We start from the raw sequence: 20,129 nt of genomic DNA on the forward strand, positions 1-20,129 counted from the left end.
AACTTGTATATTTATAATCAACGCATAAAACCATATAGAAAACACTTACATGCAAAGAAAACTGATGTTATCATTTCTAGAAAAGCCTACTATAAAAAGTCACCTTTAAAAGTTGAATATATACTTACCAAATTTGGAGAAGGTTTAATTCCTATTCTTAAAATGATTACAGAATGGGGTGTTATTGTTACTCAAGAAAAAGGAGAGTTTGTTAACAAATAGAACAAATTTTAAATGTATTTTTGAATGAATAAACGAAACTTTAAATACATTAAACTCCTGCTATTTTCAGTAATCGCATTTGCTGTTTATTTTACGATTGAGTACTCAAGTCTATTTAAGGCTATATTAATTCAATTGCAAGAAAGTAATACAAGCTATGCTTTTGGGTACTATATATTGTTTAATATTATAAAATGGTTTTTATTAGTTTTTGGAATATTATCTTTACTTGTAATTGTTTTTACATTCTTTAAGAAAAAATAAAGTTAAAACCATTTTTTACGTTTAAAATACCAAATAGAAATTATAGTTATTAAAACCATAATTCCTAGTAAAATAAAATAACCATACTTAAATTTTAATTCAGGAATGTTTTCAAAATTCATCCCATAAATACCTGCTAAAAAAGTTAACGGAATAAACACAACAGACAAAATTGTAAGTGTTTTCATTACTTCATTTAATCTGTGTCCTTGAATACTAAAAATCAAGTTTATTTTACTTTCTAGCTCTTGTAGTTCAAAATCGATGTTAGAAATTAAGTTGTTGGTTTGTTCTTTCAATTCACTAAAATACTTAGACTCTACACCTTTAATTTCTACTTTTTCCAATTTTATAATTGTATCTCTTAAACTTAAAGTGGCTTTTTTAAAATTGAACAATTCTTGTTTTCTTTTTTCTACTAATGAAGTGAATTCTGGTGTTGGTTTAATATGTGAAGAGTTTAGTTTGTCTGCACTTAATTCTGCATTTTCTTGATAGGTGTCTTGATAATTATCAATAATAGATTCTAATAATAAAAACAATAAATAATCAGCGCTTTTTTTTCTAACAATGCCTTTATTTCCTTCTAAGCGTTCACGAATCCAGTTAAAATAATCTCCTTTTTTTTCTTGAATAGACCATAAAAAATCTGTTGAAACGATAAAAATCATTTGTTCAGAATCTAAAACATGACTTTCAGTTTTTAATACTCTAATAGTAACAAAGAGCAAATTATCTAATAAAATTACTTTATTAGGATGTTCATCATCACTCAATAATTTTATTAAAAAATCATCTAATTTATTTTGGTGCACAATTGTCTTAAATGCTTCTTCATATTGTATTCCGTAGGTATTAAGCCATTTAATATTTGTTTTGTTTTTTGAAAAATCAATTTCTGAAATTGAAGAAAAATCAGTTTTTTCATAATTATCACCAGAATAACTGATAATAGTTGTGTTGTCTAAAAAATCGTTTTCCTTCATATAAAATAGTTGTAAATTTGATAGATAAAGATACTTTTTAAATTGTAAAATAATCAATTTTAAAATGAAGAGTTTATGCACATAGAACAATTAAGAGATTTTTGCATTACCAAAAAAGGTGTTACAGAGCATTTCCCTTTTGATGAAGTTACTTTGGTTTTCAAAGTAATGGGCAAAATGTTTTTACTTACAAGTTTACATTCTTGGGAAAAAGGCGAAACTAAAATTAACTTAAAATGTAATCCTGATAGAGCAGAAGAATTACGAGGAGAATTTGAAAGTATAAAACCAGGTTTTCATATGAATAAAAAGCATTGGAATACTATTACATTAAATAGAGAGGTTTCTGATGAGTTTGTTTTTGAATTAATAGAGCATTCTTATAGTTTGGTGGTTAAAAGCTTAACTAAAAAACTGCAAGAAGAATTAAGGAGGTTATGACAATAAATAAGAGCGAAATCTTAAAAAATCATTGTTATACGAGACTTGTTTTTGAAAGGATAAACAAAAAATTAGACACCAATTTTTCTGAAAAAGAAAGCAAGCTTCTTATCAAAAAAATATTATTAGAAACAGATTTAGAAAACTACCTTAAAAAAGGAAAGAATTTTTATATTTCAAATAAACAGTATAATATAAGCATTACAATTAATTCAAATACCTTTAGGGTTATTACGGTAGATAAAATACTATCTTAATATTTTTATCAATGAAAAAGCAAGAACTGAGAGCTATTTACAAACAAAAACGAAAAGAATTAACAGAAGATCAAATTTTGATGTTACAAGAGAAGATCTATCAACAAATTTATGATTTAGATATTTCTGATGTAAAAAATGTACATTTATTTCTTTCCATGAAAAAATTTAAAGAGATAGATACTAGACCTTTAATTGCTTATTTTAGAAAGATGAATAAACGAGTTGTAGTAAGCAAATGTAATTTTAAAAGCACTACACTTTCTCATTTTTACTTTGATGAAAATACATCCTTAGAATTGAATAAATTTGGAGTTCCTGAGCCTGTAAATGCAGAACAAGTTAGCGAGGAAGAACTCGATATTGTTTTTGTTCCAATGTTAATTTCTGATGCTCAAAAATATAGGGTTGGTTACGGAAAAGGATATTACGATCGTTTTTTAGCCAATTGTAGAAAAGACGCAAAAATTATAGGATTAAACTTCTTTAAACCAATTAAACAAATAGAAGATATTAATAAATACGATATTGCTTTAGATAAAGTAATCTATTCAATCTAAGTCGTAAATCGTGTTTTTTCTTTGTAAATTTGTAATAAATAATTTCGTAAAATGATTGTACAGGGAAACATTGTAGATATACAAAATAAGCAAATATTTAAAGGTGAAGTAGCTATTGAAAATGGAAAGATTATTTCTGTAAAAGCAACAAATCATTCTGTAGAAAATTACATTTTACCCGGTTTTGTAGATGCACATATTCATATAGAAAGTTCTATGTTGGTGCCTTCTGAATTTGCTAAAATTGCAGTTACTCACGGTACCGTTGCAACGGTTTCTGATCCACATGAAATTGCCAATGTTTTAGGAGTAAAAGGAGTCGATTTTATGATTGAAAACGGAAAGAAAGTTCCGTTAAAATTTAATTTTGGCGCGCCAAGTTGTGTGCCAGCAACTTCTTTTGAAAGTGCCGGAGCCATTATAGATGCTGATGATATTAAATTGATGATGGAGAATCCAGATATTAAATATTTGGCAGAAATGATGAATTATCCAGGTGTTTTATTTGATGATGCTGAGGTTTTAAAGAAAATTGAACATGCAAAAAACAACAACAAACCCGTAGATGGTCATGCCCCAGGTTTAAGAGGCGATGATGTTACCAAATATATTTCAGCAGGAATTTCTACAGATCATGAGTGTTTTACCTATGATGAAGCTTTAGAAAAGTTACAAAAAGGAATGAAAGTAATTATTCGTGAAGGAAGTGCTGCCAAAAATTTCGAAGCTTTAATCGATTTATTACCAGAACATTTTGAGCATATGATGTTTTGTTCCGATGATAAACACCCAGACGATTTGCTATTAGGCCATATCAATCAATTGTGTGAAAGAGCAGTGGCTAAAGGAATTGACATTTTTAAAGTATTACAAGCAGCATGTGTAAATCCTGTAAAACATTACAATTTAGATGTTGGTTTATTACAAAAAGGAGATGATGCAGATTTTGTTGTAGTTGATAATTTAAAGAAATTCAACGTTTTAGAAACGTATATTAATGGTGAACTAGTTGCTAAAAAAGGAGAATCTTTTATAAAACATGTAGATTTTGAAGTGTTGAATAATTTTAATACGGATAAAAAAGAGGTTTCGGATTTTAAATTTGAATCTTCATCTAAAAAAATTAGAGTCATAGAAGCTTTAGATGGCGAATTAGTTACCAACCAGATAGAAGCAGACTCTTTAATTATTGATGGAAATTTAGTATCAAACACAAAAACAGATATTTTAAAAATGACCGTTGTAAATCGTTATCAAAATGACGATCCAGCAATTGCGTTTATTAAAAACTTCGGAATTAAAGAAGGAGCCATTGCAAGTTCTGTTGGCCACGATTCTCATAACATAATTGCCGTAGGTGTTTCTGATGAAATGATTTGTAAAGCAGTAAATTTATTAATTGAGAATAGAGGTGGAGTTTGTGCTGTAACCGCAACTAAAGAGAAAATTGTATCGTTACCCGTTGCTGGAATTATGAGTGATAAACCTGCTAAAGAAATAGGAAAAGCCTATGCTGAATTAGATACCATGGCAAAACAAATGGGAAGTAAATTACGCGCGCCTTATATGAGTTTGTCTTTTATGGCCTTGTTGGTAATTCCTGCTTTAAAATTATCTGACAAAGGTTTGTTTGATGGAAGTACTTTTAAATTTACTTCTTTAGAAATTAAATAACATTCAATTTTGTCTTTTCGACCAAAGGGAGAAATCTCGTAAACCTAATCAGTTTTGGGTTATCACTGTTATGTGACTTCTCATTCTTCGAAGTGACAATTTGTTTGGTAAATGCAATACGTATGCAAACAAGTTTAGCCCTGATTGAAGCAATTGTTTGAACTCTTTTTTATTCCTTTTTTGGGATAAAAAAAGCGAGTAGTAAAAACGAGAATAACTTTAAGTTAAAATTTTATCAAATTCTTAAATTAATACCTACTTCTTTGGAAATAAATTAGCATTTTTCATTTAAAAATGTACTTTTGCAGAATTAAAATAAAAAATTATGAGTTTACAACAAGATTTAGAAAGTAGAAGTGGAAATCAATGTGAATTATGTGCTTCAAAAGATAATTTATCAATATATGAAGTAAAACCAAGTCTAACAGGTGGTGGAGGTGTAGATGGAAGTTTACTAGCTTGTGAAACTTGTATTACTCAAATTGACAATGCAGACCAAACAGATGCAAATCACTGGCGTTGTTTAAATGATTCTATGTGGTCTGAGCACAGAGCTGTAAAGGTTGTTGCTTGGAGAATGTTGTCTCGTTTAAGAAAAGAAGGATGGCCACAAGATTTGTTAGACATGATGTATTTAGAAGATGATGATTTACGTTTTGCAAAAGAATCTGGAGATCATTTAGATGAAAGTGAAAAAATTATTCATAGAGATGCAAATGGTGCTATTTTAGAAGCAGGAGATTCTGTGGTTTTAATAAAAGACCTAAAAGTAAAAGGATCTAGCATGGTGGCAAAACAAGGAACTGCGGTTCGTAGAATTTCTTTAGATCATGAAAATGCTAAATATATAGAAGGTAAAGTTGGGCCAACACAAATTGTAATTATTACAGATTACGTTAAGAAAATGGCAGAAAAGGAGTAAGTTTCTTTTTTTGTCATTACAAAATGAGCTTTTTAAAGCGATGGAGAAATCTCAAATTTAAAAGAGATTCCTCCTCATTTTTCGTTCAGAATGACAATGAATTTGTGAAAATTCTACAACATTTTTTGTTGTTTATTATAAAAAGAATCGGCTTGCAATTTCATTAAATCGCGAGCCATTTTTTGTTTATAAGCATACAAATTTTCTTCTTCAGAAATATCATGATATACTTTTTTGTTAATATTTATATCTGCATTTAACATTTCTTCTCTTTGCAACACTTGTTGTTGTACCCATGTTTTAATGGCAGATTCATTATCTTCTAATTTAAAATCATATTCTCCTTTTGGTGAAATTAATTTAGCAAATATTGGAGATGTTTCAATAGTTAAAAACAACAAGAATATAAAGAAAGAAGGCAACCAAGGTAATTTTCCTAAAGCATTTATTCTTGCCATTAATCCATCGAAATTGGCAATAATGGGTTGGGAGGTTGTTTCAGACAATTCTTGTTTTTTTTGTAAATTAACAATTGCTAGTTCTTTCGTGTATATTTTTGCTGCATTGTCTTTTTTAAGCTGATTTAAAGCTAACAAAGAAGCATCGTGTTTTTCTCTTTTTTCTTTATAAACCGGTCCTTTTCCTAATAATTTTGTTCCTTTTCTACCTTCGGCTTCTGCAATAAAGGTTTCATATAAAGCATTTGTTTCGGATTCTTTTGTAAGGATTTCTATTTTTAAAGCTTCGATCTCTGAATTGATTTTTGCAATTTCTGGTGTAAATTGTTCCGCGATTTGCGTTTTATTATCTAGCGTCATTTGGTTTTTTTCGGTTAACAAAACCTGGTTGATTTCTTTTTCAAATAACTTTAATTCTAAAGGTTTCGAAATTACAATAGCAATAATAACAACTAACACAATTCTAGGAGAAGCTTGTAAGAACTCTTTCCATTTAGCATCCGATTTTTTAATGGTAGAAACTATAAAACGATCTAAATTAAAGATTAACAATCCCCAAATAATTCCAAAGAAAATGGCTCCGTACAAATTATCAAAAACAGTGTAAAGAGCATAACTACCAGCGATGCTTGCCATAACAGCGGTGAAAAATACAGTTGCACCAACTCCAACATATTTGTTTTGTTCACCATCGGAACAATTATTTAAGATAGTTTTATCGACTCCTGAACAGGTAATAAAGAATTTTTTAAGCACAGTTTTCTATTTGATTATATAGGTATAACGTGTTTGAAGAGAATTTGTTACATAAAAAAACCTCGAAAGGTCGAGGTTTTTTCGGTTGAGGGTGGGTTCGATTACTCTTTTCTAATAGAAATTGGGTTTTTAGAAATTTTAACAATCGGTTTTTTTAAACCCTTACTTCTAGTATCAATATTTAAATGTTTGTTTTTCTTAAGTAATTCAATAGCTTTATCAGAAGTGATTTCTTTATTTTCAAAATAAAAAATTGCATCTTTTTTGGCCATTTTTATTACATGATCTAGAGGAGAGATAGGAGGAGGTGGAGGAGGTGTGTCTCCGCTTATTATTACCCAAGGATTTTTAGTCTTTTTAGATGGAGGAGGTGGTGGTTGAATATCGTTTCCAGTCCTTTTTTTCCAATCACTATAAGCTTTTTCGGCTTTTAAAATTTGTTCTTTTGTAGCATTTGGAACTGGAGGCGGTGGCGGAATTAGTAGCTTATCTGCTTCTGTCATTTCAGACCTCAGTTTATAAAATTCCTTATTGTTTTTTCTTAGTTTTAAATAAGGATCATGAGGGGGAATCGGTCTTTTTACTTTCTTTTTGTTTTCTTTAGAAAGCTTAAAATACATACTACATAAATTAGAATACAAGTTGCTTAATTTTTTTTGTATTTCTTTAGAACTCTCTACAAAATGGGGTTTTTTATTTCTTTGAGACTCATAAACTTTATTTAATTCTTGATACTCTTTTACATATTTTATGTTATTTTCTTTTGAGTAAGATGTTTTTAATGAATTGTCGTCAATAAAATCACAAAAAAGCTTTCCGTTAAAGTATGTTTTTGTTACATAATTACCTGGTATAATTTCACTTGCATTGGACTTTTTATTCGAAATTATTTTGCCTGAATTATCTGATAATTTACCGTCTTTATTATAAAATTTGGTTTTATTATTTACTGTAACAAAATAATATTTCTTATTATTAATATCTTTAAATCCAGTTTCTATTTTATCTTCTTTTGTGCTATTGGCTTGCTCTCTAATTATTTTTAGAGGAGTATTTTCTATTATTTTTATGTTTTCACCATTTGGTAATTTTTGCCATTTTGCACTTTTTAATTTTTCTGTTTCAATGTACTCTATAAATTCATTTTCTCTTTCTTTGTTTTGAGTGTTAAAATAGTTGTTGGTATATAGGTTTATTTGGTTTTCTTGTGGAAAACGTTTACTTCTAGCATTTTTGTAAACAAAACTATTAGAATAACGTGAAAAATCGGTGTTTTTATAGTTATTTAAAACTTCATTTTTTACAGATTTCCCATCAATCCAAACTGCATATTTAGAATTGTCTTTTAAGTCCTCTAACTTCTTTTTTGTAAGAGTTGTTTTTTTTAGTTTTATTGGGGGAGGTGGAACTAATTTTGCTTTTTCTACGTTTGTTAATTCGTTATACCTTTTAGAAATCTTATTACCATTTTTATCTTCTTTTATTATAATAAGATCTTTGTAATAAAACTCTTTGTAAATTTCTTTTTCTGATAATTTTCCTTTTTTAAAACGAGTATTTTCTACTATTTCAATGATTTTTTGTGCTTCAACTCTTTCTGCAAAGAGGAAGATAAACCCTGTTAATAACGGAATTACCGCCAGTTTTTTTAACAAGATTATTGTGTGCGAACTTTTTGTTGTCATCATTTTTAATCTTTTTTTAGTAAGTGAATAATTCAAATTACTGGCCAAGTAATATTCGTTGTTCCAAGCAGCTTTACTAAGTAATAAATGCTGATATTGAAATGTGTTTTTATATGTGTTTATAACTTTATTATCTGCTAAAAACTCATGATTTAATTGGATTGCTTTTTTTAGAATTAAGAATAGTGGATTTATCCAGAAAACAATCAATAGAATTTCCATTAACAAAATGTCTATTGTGTGTTTTTGTGTTACGTGGGTTAATTCATGTGTTAGTAATTCTTGTTCTATTTGATTTGATTTGTACTCTTCTTTATTTATAAAAATATAACTCCAAAATGAATGAGGTAAAATTTTATCATCTACTAAAACAAGTGTTGCAAATTTTAGTTTTTCTTGTTGATTTGTCTTAATTTTATGAATGATTTTAAATAGATTAATGGCAAATCTAACTGCAATAATTCCTGAAATTAGAATGTAAATTCCAATAAATATTGTTGAGTAATCAAAGTTTTTATCTAATGGTGTATTAGTTGCATAAGTTTCAATTGGATAAAAATATTGAGTAGATTTTACAGTTTCTATTGTTTGTGGAATAGCCTCTATATAAATAATATAGGCAGGTGATAAAAAGGAGAACAATACACTCCCTAAAAGATAAAAACGGTTGAATTGATGCATTTTCTCTTTTTCTAAGACCAAATGATAAAAGCATAGTAATAATGCTAAACAACCTGCAGATTTTAATAGATAAAGTATCATTATTGTTGTTTTTTAATTTGACTATCGATGACTTTTTTTAATTCTTCTAATTCTTCTGTAGATAGGTTTGTTTCTTTTGTAAAGAATGAAGCAAACTGGCTTGCAGAATTATTAAAAAAGTTTTTTATCAATCCGTTTACATGTTTCGAGAAATAATCTGTTTTCTTAATTAACGGGTAGTATTCTCTAGATTTTCCAAATAATTTATAACTAATAAAACCCTTATCAGAAATCCTTTTTAACAAAGTTGCAACCGTTGTGGTTGCTGGTTTTGGTTCTGGAAAATCTTCTAATAATTCTTTTAAAAATGCTTTTTTACGTTTCCATAAATATTGCATTAATTGCTCTTCGGTTTTAGATAATTGCATAATTATTGTTGTTTTACTCTACAAACATAGAACAAAAAACTGTATTCTACAAACGTAGAGGTGTCATTTTTTCATTTTAACTATATTTGTTATATACCTATAATAAACGAATATGAAAAAATACTTTCTATTATTATGCATCATTTTATTGACTTCATGTGCTTCTAGTAAGTTTAAAGAGAAATGGTTAAAGAGAGAAGCTCCAAATAGTTTTAAGGCACGATTTGAGACTACAAAAGGAAATTTTGATATTGTAGCTAGAAGACCTTGGTCTCCAAAAGGTGTTGATAGATTATATCAAATGATAAAAAACGAATATTATACGGATGTGGCTATTTTTAGAGTTGTTCCAAATTTTGTTGCACAATTTGGAATTCACAATGATAGTATTATTCAAAAAAGTTGGAGTAAAGGAATTGCTGATGAACCTGTTTTGGCTAAAAATGACGCTATGGCAATTTCTTTTGCTAGAGGAGGAAAAAACACACGGTCAAATCAAATATTTATCAATTTAAAAGATAATAATAGGTTAGATACCCTATCTTATTCTGGTGTAACCGGTTTTCCTGTAATTGCAAAAGTAATTGCTGGTCAAGAAAATGTTTTAAAATTTTACAGCGGTTATGGTGATCAACTTGGAAGAAAACAAGATTCAATTACAAAGTTTGGTAATGTATATTTAAGAGAAAAATTTCCTAAAGTAGATTATATAATTAAAGCATATATTATAAAATAACCCTTTTTAATTTATTTCAATTCTTTATCATATACATAAAAATTAGGGTCTATTTTTAAGGTAGATTTTTGATTTGCTAACCTTAGTTCTTTCCATTGTTCTGTTGGATAAATCCATTTGTTTTTTCCTTCTATAGAAACTTTTAAAGGCATTTTAAAACCAGAAACTACTTGAATCCATCTATATTTTAATGTTCTATGATTAATTGAATATTCTAAGGTTGGTATTTTAGGATCTCTTAAGTATTGATTGAAAAAAGGAGTCAAATCAAATCCCGTTTCTGTACTTAAAAAAGCTTCTATCTGTTTGCTTGTTACTGTTTGATGATAAAAAGTCTTATTCATTTTCCTTAAAATAGAACGCCATTTTTCATCATTGTCTACTAATTGTCTAAGCGTATGAAGCATGTTACCCCCTTTGTTATACATGTCTCCAGAGCCTTCATTGTTTACATTATATTGCCCAATAATAGGACTTTTATTTCCTATGGACTCTCTTAAGCCTATAACATATTCTGAAGCAGCTTTTTTTCCATAGTAATAATCTATAAATAAGTTTTCTGAGTAATTGGTAAAACTTTCATGAATCCACATGTCTGCAATATCTTTATTGGTAATATTGTTAGCAAACCATTCGTGTCCAGATTCATGAATTATGATAAAGTCAAATTTCAATCCCCAACCTGTACCAGATAAATCGCGACCTAAATATCCTTTTATATATTGATTTCCATAGGTTACAGAACTTTGGTGTTCCATCCCTAAATATGGTGCTTCTACTAATTTATAACCATCTTCATAAAAAGGGTAAGGTCCAAACCAATGTTCGAAGGCTTTCATCATTTTAGGAGCATCTTTAAAATGTATTTTGGCTTTTTCTAAATTGTCTTTTAATACATAATAATCCATGTCCAAAGGACCATTTTCACCATAAAAAATTTCAGAAAAATGTGCATAATCTCCAATATTTACATTTACGCCATAATTATTGATAGGATTGTCTACATACCAATTGTAGGTTTTGGTAGTTCCATGATCTTCTATGCTTTCTAATCTACCATTAGAAACATCCATTAAATGAGCAGGAACAGTAACACTAATTCTCATATTTTCTACTTCATCATACATATGATCTTTACAGGGCCACCAAACGCTTGCACCTAAGCCTTGACAAGAAGTGGCTACAAAATCATTTCCATTTTTATCCTTTTTCCAAGAAAAACCTCCATCCCAAGGAGCTCTTTTAGCTTCTTTTGGATTTCCTTCATAATAAACGACAATGCTTTCTGTATTGCCTATTTTTTGATTTTTTACAAGCTGAACAAAATGTGCATTGCCATCGTGGATTACCTTTAATTCTTTTCCATCTTGTGTAACTTTAGTAATTATTAAAGGTGCTTGTAAATCAATTTGCATCGATTTATAAGTCGATAAAACTTTGTATTTAATGGTGTTTTTCCCTGAAATATATTTTTTACTAGGATCTACTTGTACCTCTAAATGATAATAGGTTAAGTCCCACCAAATTCTTTCTGGAGTAATAGAACCTCTTAAAGTATCTTGTCTTGTAAAACTGTCTTTATCACTTAACAATCCTTGAGCTTGAAAACTTAAAGAGCTAGTTATTGTAAAATAAAGTAGGAGGTAAGAAAGATACTTCATAATGGTAAGATTTATTAAAAATGAATTAGAAAGCTTGTCTAATATTACTTAGACAAGCTAGATTTAAAAATTTGTTTTATAAAACGTTATTTTAGTTTGAATCCTTTTGCCGGTTTTGCATTTAAAAGATGTGTTACAAAATAATCCCAACGTTTACGGGTCATGTACTTTGTCATATCTCCATAACCATGTCTTTTATTTGGAAACATAATCATATCAAAATCTTTATTGGCTTTTATTAGTGCTTCTACTACTAACATGGTGTTTGATGGAGGAACATTATTGTCCATAGATCCATGGGTAATTAATAATTTACCTTTTAAATCTTTTGCAATTAGTTGATTAGCTTGATTGTCGTAATTTGTTGTTCCATCAGCTTTTCCATCTACTAAAAGACCTTGCCATTTCTCTCCCCAATCTGCTTCATAATTTCTATTATCATGATTTCCAGAACCAGAAACAGCTACATCATAAAAATCTGGATATTCAAAAACCGCTCTTGTAGAAGCAAAACCTCCACCAGAATGTCCCCAAATCCCAACTCTTTCAATATCCATTCCTTTATATTTTTGTGCTAATTGTTTAATGGCAGTAATATTATCAGGTAAACCATTGTCTCCCATATTTCCATAATAAGCGTCATGAAAACATTTAGAGCGCATTGGAGTTCCCATGGCATCAACTGCAACCACAACAAACCCTAGTTCAGATACAGCTTGAAAATCTCTCCAAATAGCTCTAAAACCATAATTACCTACGCTACCAGACTGTGGGCCAGGATAAATATAATTTAATACAGGGTATTTATTACTTTCGTCATATTTAGATGGTAAGAAAAGTACTCCATATAAATCTGTTTTGTTATCTCTGGCTTTTACAGAAAACTCAACAGGCTCTTGCCAATTTTTAGCTTTTAATTCAGAAATATCTGCTGTTTCTAAATCAATTATTTTTTCACCTATATTATTTCTTATAACTGAAACAGGAGGATTTGTTGTTGTAGAATAAGTATCAACTAACGTTGAGTAATCATCAGAAAAAGTAACAGTATGTGTTCCTTTACTAGGTGTTAAATTGATAAGGTTTGATCCATCAAAATTTATTTTGTAGTAATAGTTATGGTATGGATTTCCCTCTTCTTTTCCACCTGCAGAAAAATAAATTTGTCTCTTTTTCTCATCGATATGTTTTACTTGTTTTACAATCCAATCTCCAGAGGTAATTTGGTTTTTTAACTTTTTTGTCTCTAAATCATATAAATAAATATGTCCCCAATTACTTTTTTCTGAATACCAGATAAATTCATTAGAATCAAATAAAACTTTCCAGTTTTCTGTATTTACACCAGATTCATAGTAGGTGTCTACAACTTCTTTGTGAATGGATGTAACCTTCCCTGTATTTGCATCAGCAATTTGTAAGTGTGCAACTTTATGATCTCTAGAACCAGAAACAAAGGCAAATTTTGTGCCTTCTTTATTCCATTGTGCATCTAACAATTCGTTATTCCAACCAGCAATATGATCTGTAGTTGATCCTCTTTGAAAATCTTTATTCATTTTTAAACGTACCGTTTTTGGTTTGCTTCCTAAGTGAATAATAACACGTTCAATAGTGAATATTTTTTCATCTCCTGGTAATGGATGTTTCCATGCTTCTAATTTTGGATGCCCTACATTTGTAGAAGTTAAATACATCATGCCAACTCCACGTGCATCTTGTTGAAAAGTTGCAATTTTATCAGAATTTGGGGACCATTTTAAAACAGCCCCATCGCTTTTAGTCCAACCGGCATTATTAGTTGCGTAGCCATAATCTTTTTGTCCATCAAAAGTAAGTTGTGTTTTCGCATTTGTTTCTAAGTTACGAACCCAAAGGTTGTAGTTATCTATATATGCAGCTAGTTTTCCGTTAGGAGAAACATGTTCATTTCTAGAAGCTCTTTTTAATTTAGTAGCTTCTTTTAATAGTGTCTTATTTTCTAAATTGTAGCTGTATTTTTGTCTGAAAGCAGTAAAAGAAAGTGTTTTTAAATCTTTAGAAAAAGATACACCATAAATAGGCAGTGCATTTGCTTTGATTTCTTTACCTACTTCTTTTGACAAACTCTCGGCTAATTCTTGGTGATTAAAAGCTTCTTTTTTAGTTTTTGTTTCTGTGTTTACTAAAAAATATTTTTGACCCTCTTTATGTTTACTAGCATAGACTAACTTATTATTGTTTATAAAATTAGCCCCTGTAACTTGATTATATACTAATCCATATAGGCTTCTATCCATATGGGCTGCAGCTGCTTCATATTCTGCAACAGTAAATTCTTTTTGCTCTACCTTTTTAGAACAAGAAATCATAAATAATAATATGCACAAAAAGGCAATAAACTTTAGATGTGTTGTTTTCATGTATAGATTTGTTAGTTATTTTTTCTTTGATAATTCTGTGAAATATTTATAAAAATACGGAATTGTTTCAATACCTTTTAAGTAATTAAAAACACCAAAATGCTCATTAGGAGAGTGAATTGCATCAGAATCTAACCCAAAGCCCATTAAAATAGTTTTACTTTTTAATTCTTGTTCAAACAAAGCAACTATAGGAATACTACCACCGCTTCTTTGAGGAATTGGAGTTTTACCAAAGGTAGTTTCATATGCTTTACTTGCAGCTTGATAAGCTATGTTGTCTATAGGAGTTACATATCCTTGTCCGCCATGATGAGGTTTTACAACAACTTTTACAGATTTAGGAGCAATACTTTCGAAATGATTTTTAAACAATTCTGTGATTTCTTTCCAATCTTGATTTGGGACTAAACGCATTGAGATTTTTGCATAAGCTTTAGAAGCAATTACTGTTTTTGCACCTTCACCAGTGTAGCCTCCCCAAATTCCATTTACATCTAAAGTAGGTCTAATAGAGTTACGTTCGTTAGTAGAATATCCTTTTTCACCATCAACAGCATCTATATTTAGAGCCTTTTTGTAATTTTCTAAAGAAAAAGGAGCTTTGGCCATTTCTGCTCTTTCTTCTGTTGATAATTCTTCTACATTGTCATAAAAACCAGGGATGGTAATATGATTGTTTTCATCATGTAAAGAAGCAATCATTTTTGTTAAAACATTAATTGGATTTGCAACAGCTCCTCCGTATAACCCAGAGTGTAAATCTCGGTTAGGGCCAGTAACTTCTACTTCTACATAGCTTAAACCACGTAAACCTGTTGTAATAGAAGGAATATCGTTTGCAATCATTCCTGTATCAGAAATTAAAATAACATCGTTTGCTAATTTTTCTTTATTTCTTGGTACAAACCAAGCTAAACTTTCTGACCCAACTTCTTCTTCTCCTTCGATCATAAATTTTACATTACAAGGTAAATTCCCTGTAGAAGTCATGTATTCTAAAGCCTTAACATGCATGTACATTTGCCCTTTGTCATCACAAGCACCACGTGCAAAAATGGCTCCTTCTGGATGAATCTCTGTTTTTTTAATTACAGGTTCAAAAGGAGGAGAAGTCCATAACTCTATTGGATCTGCTGGTTGTACATCATAATGACCATATACTAGCACTGTTGGTAAGTCAGGATTAATGATTTTTTCTCCATAAATAATTGGATAACCAGGAGTTTCACACATCTCTACGTTGTCACATCCTGCTTTTTTTAGACTTTCTAAAACAAAATCTGCGGTTAATAAAACATCTTTTTTGTAAGCAGAATCAGCACTTATAGATGGAATTTTTAATAATTCGATTAATTCATTTAGAAATTTATTTTTATTATTTTCTATATAAGACTTTACGTTACTCATGAGTAGTTTTTTAATTTGAACTCAAAAGTAGAAAAATTATTATTAACTGCTTTGTAGTTTCTGATGATTGTTTATATTTGCAGTCCAAAATGCAGGCGTGGTGGAATTGGTAGACACGCTAGACTTAGGATCTAGTGCCGCAAGGTGTGAGAGTTCGAGTCTCTCCGCCTGTACAAGTAAAAACCTCAACAAGCTATTAATTAGCGAGTTGAGGTTTTTTGTTTTATTAATTTGTACGATTTTTGTACTGTGGCTCTTTTTCTATGCCTTTTTTATAAAATAATTTTAAAAAAAATAAAGTTGTTTTTTAAGGTGCATTTCTTACATTTCGTGCATTCTTATTTTCTGTTTCCAATATCAGGCAAATACATTGTAAAAACTAAAGGTCTTTCTTTTGAATTGTTATTAGAGAAATTCTCTATGTAATATTCAGTTTCAGATATCAACTGTTCTTTTGTGTAGTCTGCAAGAATTAAAACGTTTAATGCTTTTTTAATTACTCTTTTTGCATCTTGTTTTTTTACGTCCTTACGTTTTATAAACTCCAGTAGTTGAGTTGTTGTATTAATTGTTATCTGTTCCATTCTTATTTGCTGGTTTTATTCCATTGCCTAAACTTATAACTACTGGGTTAATGTTTCCATTTGTAGAGGTGCTTAATTCAGTAGCTTTTAATGTAGGTAAGACAAATCTTGATAAATCTAAAATAGCTTTTATTCTGTCTTTAGGTTCCAACTGTTTTAAATCACTTTGTAATGTTTCAAGATTGTTTTCTATTAATGATTGGAAGTTCTTTCTTATCTCGCTGGTATCTTTGTTTTGCACTCCTTTTTTTCTACCTCCTGTTTTTATTCCTTTTGCCATATTATCTAAATTTATCTATAATAGATAAAAATAATACTTATTAAATTGAATATAGAAATAATTTATAGTAATTGAAAAAATATTGATTAATCAAAATGTTTTTTTGCGTTAAAAACAGTATGATTATCTTTAAACCTGAAAAACTTAAAAGATTGTAATGTTTTAAATAAAAATAATATGAAAAAGTTAATAGTTTTAATCTTCTTATTGAATTCAATATTTAGTAATTCACAAGATTCAAAAATTGAACACGCAAATTTTAAACTTCAAGATTCTAAGGAGTTGTTATGGCAAAAAGTTTTTAATATTGAGAAACCAAAAGATTCAATTGTTTCGATTTTAAAGAAAACTATTAAATCAAATAGTTTTTTAAATAATCTTAAATATGATAAATATAGTTTTAGTGGAATATCAAGTTTTGTAGGATTAAGTGATTTAAACGGTGTGCCTTTAGCAGGTATGACAGATTATAATTGCTTTATTAAAATAGAAATTAAAGAAAATAAATATAGAGTTACTATAACTAATATTAAATTTAAACCATCTGAAGTTAATCTTTATCAAAATGTATCTGTCAATAAATCATATACTTTAGAAGAATTAGCAGTTAGGCATAATTATAATCAAATAAGAAAAAATAAAAACGCAAGAAAAATGCTATCTACTTTTAATTCTGACTTTCATAAATATTTAAAACTTTTTAAAAACAATCAAGATAATTGGTAGTATTTTTTTTTGCAATAATTGTCTGAACTTTTGAAAAAATATTGATTAATCAATTAAATAGTAATCTGCTAAATCAAAACCATTATTAAAATTTGTTTTTTCTAACAAATCACTAACGGCAATTTTAAAACCCTGTTTGTTTAATTCGGTGGCTTTAGTGTTCCAGTTGTTAAACTCTCCTTTATCAGGAAACGCAATACAATTTCTTTTTTTAAGTGGCTGTAATAACTCAATTTTAAACCCTGATTTGCTCCCTGTGGCTAACCAAATAAAATCAGGTAAAAAAATACTCATTATTATAGCGGTTTTTTCACTCTCTACGATTGCAATTTCTTTTTGATAGTCTTCATTAATCAGGTGCAAACCAAACAAACATTGATTAAGGTTAAAATCAGGCTCTTTTATTGCGTTATGTAACCAGTTGATATGATTGTAAGGTTCTTTTATTCTTTTGCCTGTAAGCTTATTATAAAGCATTATTTTACAAGCCTGAATTTGCTCTTTGTGGTTTATCTGCCAAAATAAGGTTGCATTATTCCAAAAGTAATTTGCACCAGTTAAATAATAGTTTTGAGTTGCTTTTTGTACCTCATCAAATGTAAATTTACTCAATAAAAAAGTAGTTAAATTGTCATCATATTCTTGACTGTCATATTCCTTTATTATTTTGTCCTGAAGCTGTAAACTGTGAAAACTTGGTTTAATCGGATCGTGTGGCTTTATTGTTTTTACTTCATTTATAAAACTTACATTATCAGTATTGAAATACTTACTTTCATTTGATAAGTAGTTGATAGTAGAGGTTTTTAAATACCATTCAGAAATATAACAACTGTTTGCGTTTTGCTCTAATATCTGCGATTTTGGTACTATTGAAATAACGCCGTTTACATCAACTAATTTATAAGCTTTATCCGTTATGCTCTTTAATGATAAAAACGCTATTAAATACGCTCTTTTTCCTGTTGGTGGTGCTTTATGATAATTACAGTTTTGCTCCCTGTCGCATCTGCCAAAATCAGTAGATAAATATTTGCCCTTAACTGTATCAACGTAATAAACAAACGTCTTTTTGTTACAGTTAGGACAAATAAATTTAGTACTACTTTTATCTAATGAATACCTATAAGAATTCATTAAAATTGATGTTTATTTGATGTTATAAAAGCTACGTTTCCAATACTTTTACGCTCTACAACAATTTTAAAATGTCGTAAACGTTTCATAAAATTAGATTTGTTTACTGGTCTAAAACCGTCTTCAATACAATAAGTTTTATATTTTTGGTACAACTCGCTTATTGTAGTGTAATTTGTTGAGGTTTTATACTCATAGTCTTCAATAAACATTTTAACGCTGTCGCTTTGTTTCTCGTAATTGGTACGTGCCATTTCAACGGCTTTACATTTACTGAATTTCTTTTGTTTTAAAACTCTGTCAAGTCCTTGCAATATCCAGTTAAAAACGCCTGATAATTCATTGTTAATTATCTTGTTTGCGAGTTGAGTATCTTTTTTACTATCAGGAATAGTAACATCAAAACCAATGATTAGAAAACGTCTAAAAAATGCGTTGGTATGTTCTACATCTTTTGGCAATTCATTACAGTTGAATATTGACTTTGCGTACTCATTTAAAATAAAAGGTTCTCCATAAGGTAAACGAACGCTTAACGGCTCTCCTGATGCCATTTGTTTAAAAATATCAGTTTCCAATTTGCCGTTTATTTCTGATGCGTAATTGACTAACTTATTGCCTATTTTTGCCCTGTAATAACCATTTTCATTTGTTAAGTCCTGTAAAGAATAACTACTAAAATTTTCAGTTCCTAAAAGTGCATTGAGTATATCAAACCACACACTTTTGCCATTTTGGCCGGTACCATAAAGAATAAGCATTTTTTCAAGCTTTAAAACGCTTGGTTTTATAAAGATATATCCGCAAAATTCTGCAAACACTTTTTGTTTATCTACATCAGGCAAAACCTCATCTAAATACTTTTTAAATAGTGGTGCTGTTGCATCAGGTTCAAACTCAAAAGGTAGTTGATGCGTTAAAAAATCTTTTTTGTCAAACGCTCTCAACTCTCTTTTTGTTGGTGTTATTTGATACGTTCCGTTTTGTAGATTAATTAAAACATTTCTTTTGTTTGCTTTTGGAGTTGGTAAATAAGCATCTGCCATAAACTGTTTAAATAACTCATCTTTAAAGGTGTGAATTTTACCTTTGAATTTATCAACGCCCATTTTTAAAGCTATGTTTCCTAAAAAGGATTGAAAACTCTCTTTGTTTATCTCGCTCCAGTAACTACCATTATACAAATAAATAAAACCATTTTTTTTGCACAATCCCCAGTTGTTTGCTTTGGCAATTTTAAGTAATTGTTCAATACATAAGATTAAATAATGGTTTTTATTGAGTTTGTAACTCTCTAATTTTTTAACAAGTTTATTGTATTGTTTAAACTCTTTTTTATTGTCCTTGTTGAAAGTTCCGTCTTCATTATAAATAAAAGGCTGTAAGTTTTCAATCTGCTTTTTAACCTCATCAATATCAGGAAACGCTAAAAGTTGAAAGTCTATTTTATCAATACTTTTAGATAGTTCTTGCAAAATGTCTTCTGTTGTTTTCTCAACTGGCAATAAGTCGCCTGTAAGCCTTAAAACATCGTTTTTAATAAGCTTATTTAAGTTTTCTTTACCTTTCATTGTTTTCAAACTTTAAAGGTTTATCAAAACTTAAAACGCCGTCTATAATATTTGCTTTATAATAATCGCCTTGAGGTGTTTGTCTAATAACTCCGTTTTTGTCTTTTATCCAAACTTTGTGGCAAATTAAAATAACTCTTTCAACTTCTGAATTATCTCTTTTTACAGTAGTTTCGTAAAAGTCAAAATTTGTTTTTAATTTAGTATCTTTACCTTGCTTAAAACTATTAAATTTAAGGCTTTGTGTATTTTTAATGCTCATAGCCT

General features: G+C 29.1%; 20 protein-coding genes and 1 tRNA gene. 9 read left to right on the forward strand and 12 right to left on the reverse strand.

Features of this window, described 5'->3' with window-relative positions; translation table 11 throughout:
- The first annotated feature begins 3 nt into the window (after nt 1-3).
- On the forward strand, nt 4-222 hold the full coding sequence (locus MC378_RS07265) for a winged helix-turn-helix transcriptional regulator (RefSeq protein WP_242178091.1): 219 nt from the start codon (nt 4-6) through the stop codon (nt 220-222).
- 266 nt (nt 223-488) lie between these two features.
- Here MC378_RS07265 and MC378_RS07270 read toward each other — a convergent pair whose 3' ends face one another.
- Nucleotides 489-1,472: a CorA family divalent cation transporter gene (locus MC378_RS07270; RefSeq protein ID WP_242178092.1), complete on the reverse strand. Its 984-nt coding sequence runs from the start codon at nt 1,470-1,472 to the stop codon at nt 489-491.
- A 75-nt stretch (nt 1,473-1,547) separates the two neighbouring features.
- Here MC378_RS07270 and MC378_RS07275 point away from each other — a divergent pair, with 75 nt between their 5' ends.
- The 5 genes from MC378_RS07275 (at nt 1,548) to MC378_RS07290 (ending at nt 5,326) form a co-directional block, all read left to right on the forward strand.
- On the forward strand, nt 1,548-1,913 hold the full coding sequence (locus MC378_RS07275; RefSeq protein WP_242178093.1) for an MmcQ/YjbR family DNA-binding protein: 366 nt from the start codon (nt 1,548-1,550) through the stop codon (nt 1,911-1,913).
- A complete protein-coding gene (locus tag MC378_RS15455; protein ID WP_420851003.1) occupies nt 1,910-2,170 on the forward strand; it encodes a DUF3781 domain-containing protein in 261 nt (86 codons plus the stop codon). Before MC378_RS07275 ends, MC378_RS15455 begins: the two co-directional genes overlap by 4 nt.
- 11 nt (nt 2,171-2,181) lie before the next feature.
- Entirely contained in the window at nt 2,182-2,730 is a 549-nt protein-coding gene (locus tag MC378_RS07280) for a 5-formyltetrahydrofolate cyclo-ligase (RefSeq protein ID WP_242178094.1), read from the forward strand.
- Between the two features lie 51 nt (nt 2,731-2,781).
- Nucleotides 2,782-4,404 (forward strand): adenine deaminase, encoded by a 1,623-nt coding sequence (gene ade / locus MC378_RS07285; RefSeq protein ID WP_242178095.1) that lies wholly within the window; start codon nt 2,782-2,784, stop codon nt 4,402-4,404.
- A 325-nt stretch (nt 4,405-4,729) separates the two neighbouring features.
- A complete protein-coding gene (locus MC378_RS07290; RefSeq protein WP_242178096.1) occupies nt 4,730-5,326 on the forward strand; it encodes a PhnA domain-containing protein in 597 nt (198 codons plus the stop codon).
- Between the two features lie 113 nt (nt 5,327-5,439).
- Here the strand turns inward: MC378_RS07290 and MC378_RS07295 are convergent, their stop codons facing one another.
- The 3 genes from MC378_RS07295 to MC378_RS07305 form a co-directional block, all read right to left on the reverse strand.
- Complete coding sequence (locus tag MC378_RS07295) at nt 5,440-6,540, reverse strand: DUF4407 domain-containing protein (RefSeq protein WP_242178097.1); 1,101 nt, start codon at nt 6,538-6,540, stop codon at nt 5,440-5,442.
- Nucleotides 6,541-6,641: 101 nt separating this feature from the next.
- Nucleotides 6,642-8,987, reverse strand: a complete 2,346-nt coding sequence (locus MC378_RS07300) for a M56 family metallopeptidase (RefSeq protein WP_242178098.1) — start codon at nt 8,985-8,987, stop codon at nt 6,642-6,644.
- Nucleotides 8,987-9,355, reverse strand: a complete 369-nt coding sequence (locus tag MC378_RS07305; protein ID WP_242178099.1) for a BlaI/MecI/CopY family transcriptional regulator — start codon at nt 9,353-9,355, stop codon at nt 8,987-8,989. The genes MC378_RS07300 and MC378_RS07305 overlap by 1 nt, the downstream gene beginning before the upstream one ends.
- A 112-nt stretch (nt 9,356-9,467) precedes the next feature.
- On the opposite strand from MC378_RS07305, the gene MC378_RS07310 reads away from it, so the two are divergent.
- Nucleotides 9,468-10,091 (forward strand): peptidylprolyl isomerase, encoded by a 624-nt coding sequence (locus MC378_RS07310; protein WP_242178100.1) that lies wholly within the window; start codon nt 9,468-9,470, stop codon nt 10,089-10,091.
- An 11-nt stretch (nt 10,092-10,102) separates the two neighbouring features.
- On the opposite strand, the gene MC378_RS07315 is transcribed toward MC378_RS07310, so the two are convergent.
- The 3 genes from MC378_RS07315 to MC378_RS07325 all read right to left on the reverse strand — a co-directional run bounded on the left by MC378_RS07315 (nt 10,103) and on the right by MC378_RS07325 (nt 15,564).
- Entirely contained in the window at nt 10,103-11,752 is a 1,650-nt protein-coding gene (locus MC378_RS07315) for a M1 family metallopeptidase (RefSeq protein ID WP_242178101.1), read from the reverse strand.
- 86 nt (nt 11,753-11,838) lie between these two features.
- Nucleotides 11,839-14,154: a S9 family peptidase gene (locus MC378_RS07320; protein ID WP_242178102.1), complete on the reverse strand. Its 2,316-nt coding sequence runs from the start codon at nt 14,152-14,154 to the stop codon at nt 11,839-11,841.
- Nucleotides 14,155-14,169: 15 nt separating this feature from the next.
- On the reverse strand, nt 14,170-15,564 hold the full coding sequence (locus MC378_RS07325) for a dipeptidase (RefSeq protein ID WP_242178103.1): 1,395 nt from the start codon (nt 15,562-15,564) through the stop codon (nt 14,170-14,172).
- 91 nt (nt 15,565-15,655) lie between these two features.
- Here MC378_RS07325 and MC378_RS07330 point away from each other — a divergent pair.
- Nucleotides 15,656-15,737 (forward strand) — tRNA-Leu (locus MC378_RS07330).
- Nucleotides 15,738-15,902: 165 nt separating this feature from the next.
- On the opposite strand, the gene MC378_RS07335 is transcribed toward MC378_RS07330, so the two are convergent.
- Both MC378_RS07335 and MC378_RS07340 read right to left on the reverse strand, forming a co-directional pair.
- Complete coding sequence (locus tag MC378_RS07335) at nt 15,903-16,148, reverse strand: hypothetical protein (RefSeq protein ID WP_242178104.1); 246 nt, start codon at nt 16,146-16,148, stop codon at nt 15,903-15,905.
- Nucleotides 16,129-16,428 (reverse strand): hypothetical protein, encoded by a 300-nt coding sequence (locus tag MC378_RS07340; protein ID WP_242178105.1) that lies wholly within the window; start codon nt 16,426-16,428, stop codon nt 16,129-16,131. Before MC378_RS07340 ends, MC378_RS07335 begins: the two co-directional genes overlap by 20 nt.
- A gap of 177 nt (nt 16,429-16,605) precedes the next feature.
- On the opposite strand from MC378_RS07340, the gene MC378_RS07345 reads away from it, so the two are divergent.
- Nucleotides 16,606-17,154, forward strand: coding sequence for a hypothetical protein (locus MC378_RS07345; protein ID WP_242178106.1), 549 nt, complete (start codon nt 16,606-16,608; stop codon nt 17,152-17,154).
- Nucleotides 17,155-17,199: 45 nt separating this feature from the next.
- On the opposite strand, the gene MC378_RS07350 is transcribed toward MC378_RS07345, so the two are convergent.
- The 3 genes from MC378_RS07350 to MC378_RS07360 are packed head-to-tail and all read right to left on the reverse strand — an operon-like array spanning nt 17,200 to nt 20,124.
- Entirely contained in the window at nt 17,200-18,291 is a 1,092-nt protein-coding gene (locus MC378_RS07350) for a DUF6371 domain-containing protein (RefSeq protein WP_242178107.1), read from the reverse strand.
- Nucleotides 18,291-19,862, reverse strand: coding sequence for a DNA primase family protein (locus MC378_RS07355; RefSeq protein ID WP_242178108.1), 1,572 nt, complete (start codon nt 19,860-19,862; stop codon nt 18,291-18,293). The genes MC378_RS07350 and MC378_RS07355 overlap by 1 nt, the downstream gene beginning before the upstream one ends.
- Nucleotides 19,852-20,124: a hypothetical protein gene (locus MC378_RS07360; protein ID WP_242178109.1), complete on the reverse strand. Its 273-nt coding sequence runs from the start codon at nt 20,122-20,124 to the stop codon at nt 19,852-19,854. The genes MC378_RS07355 and MC378_RS07360 overlap by 11 nt, the downstream gene beginning before the upstream one ends.
- Between the last annotated feature and the right edge of the window lie 5 nt (nt 20,125-20,129).

The organism is Polaribacter marinus, from assembly GCF_022662535.1.
Lineage (GTDB): Bacteria > Bacteroidota > Bacteroidia > Flavobacteriales > Flavobacteriaceae > Polaribacter > Polaribacter marinus.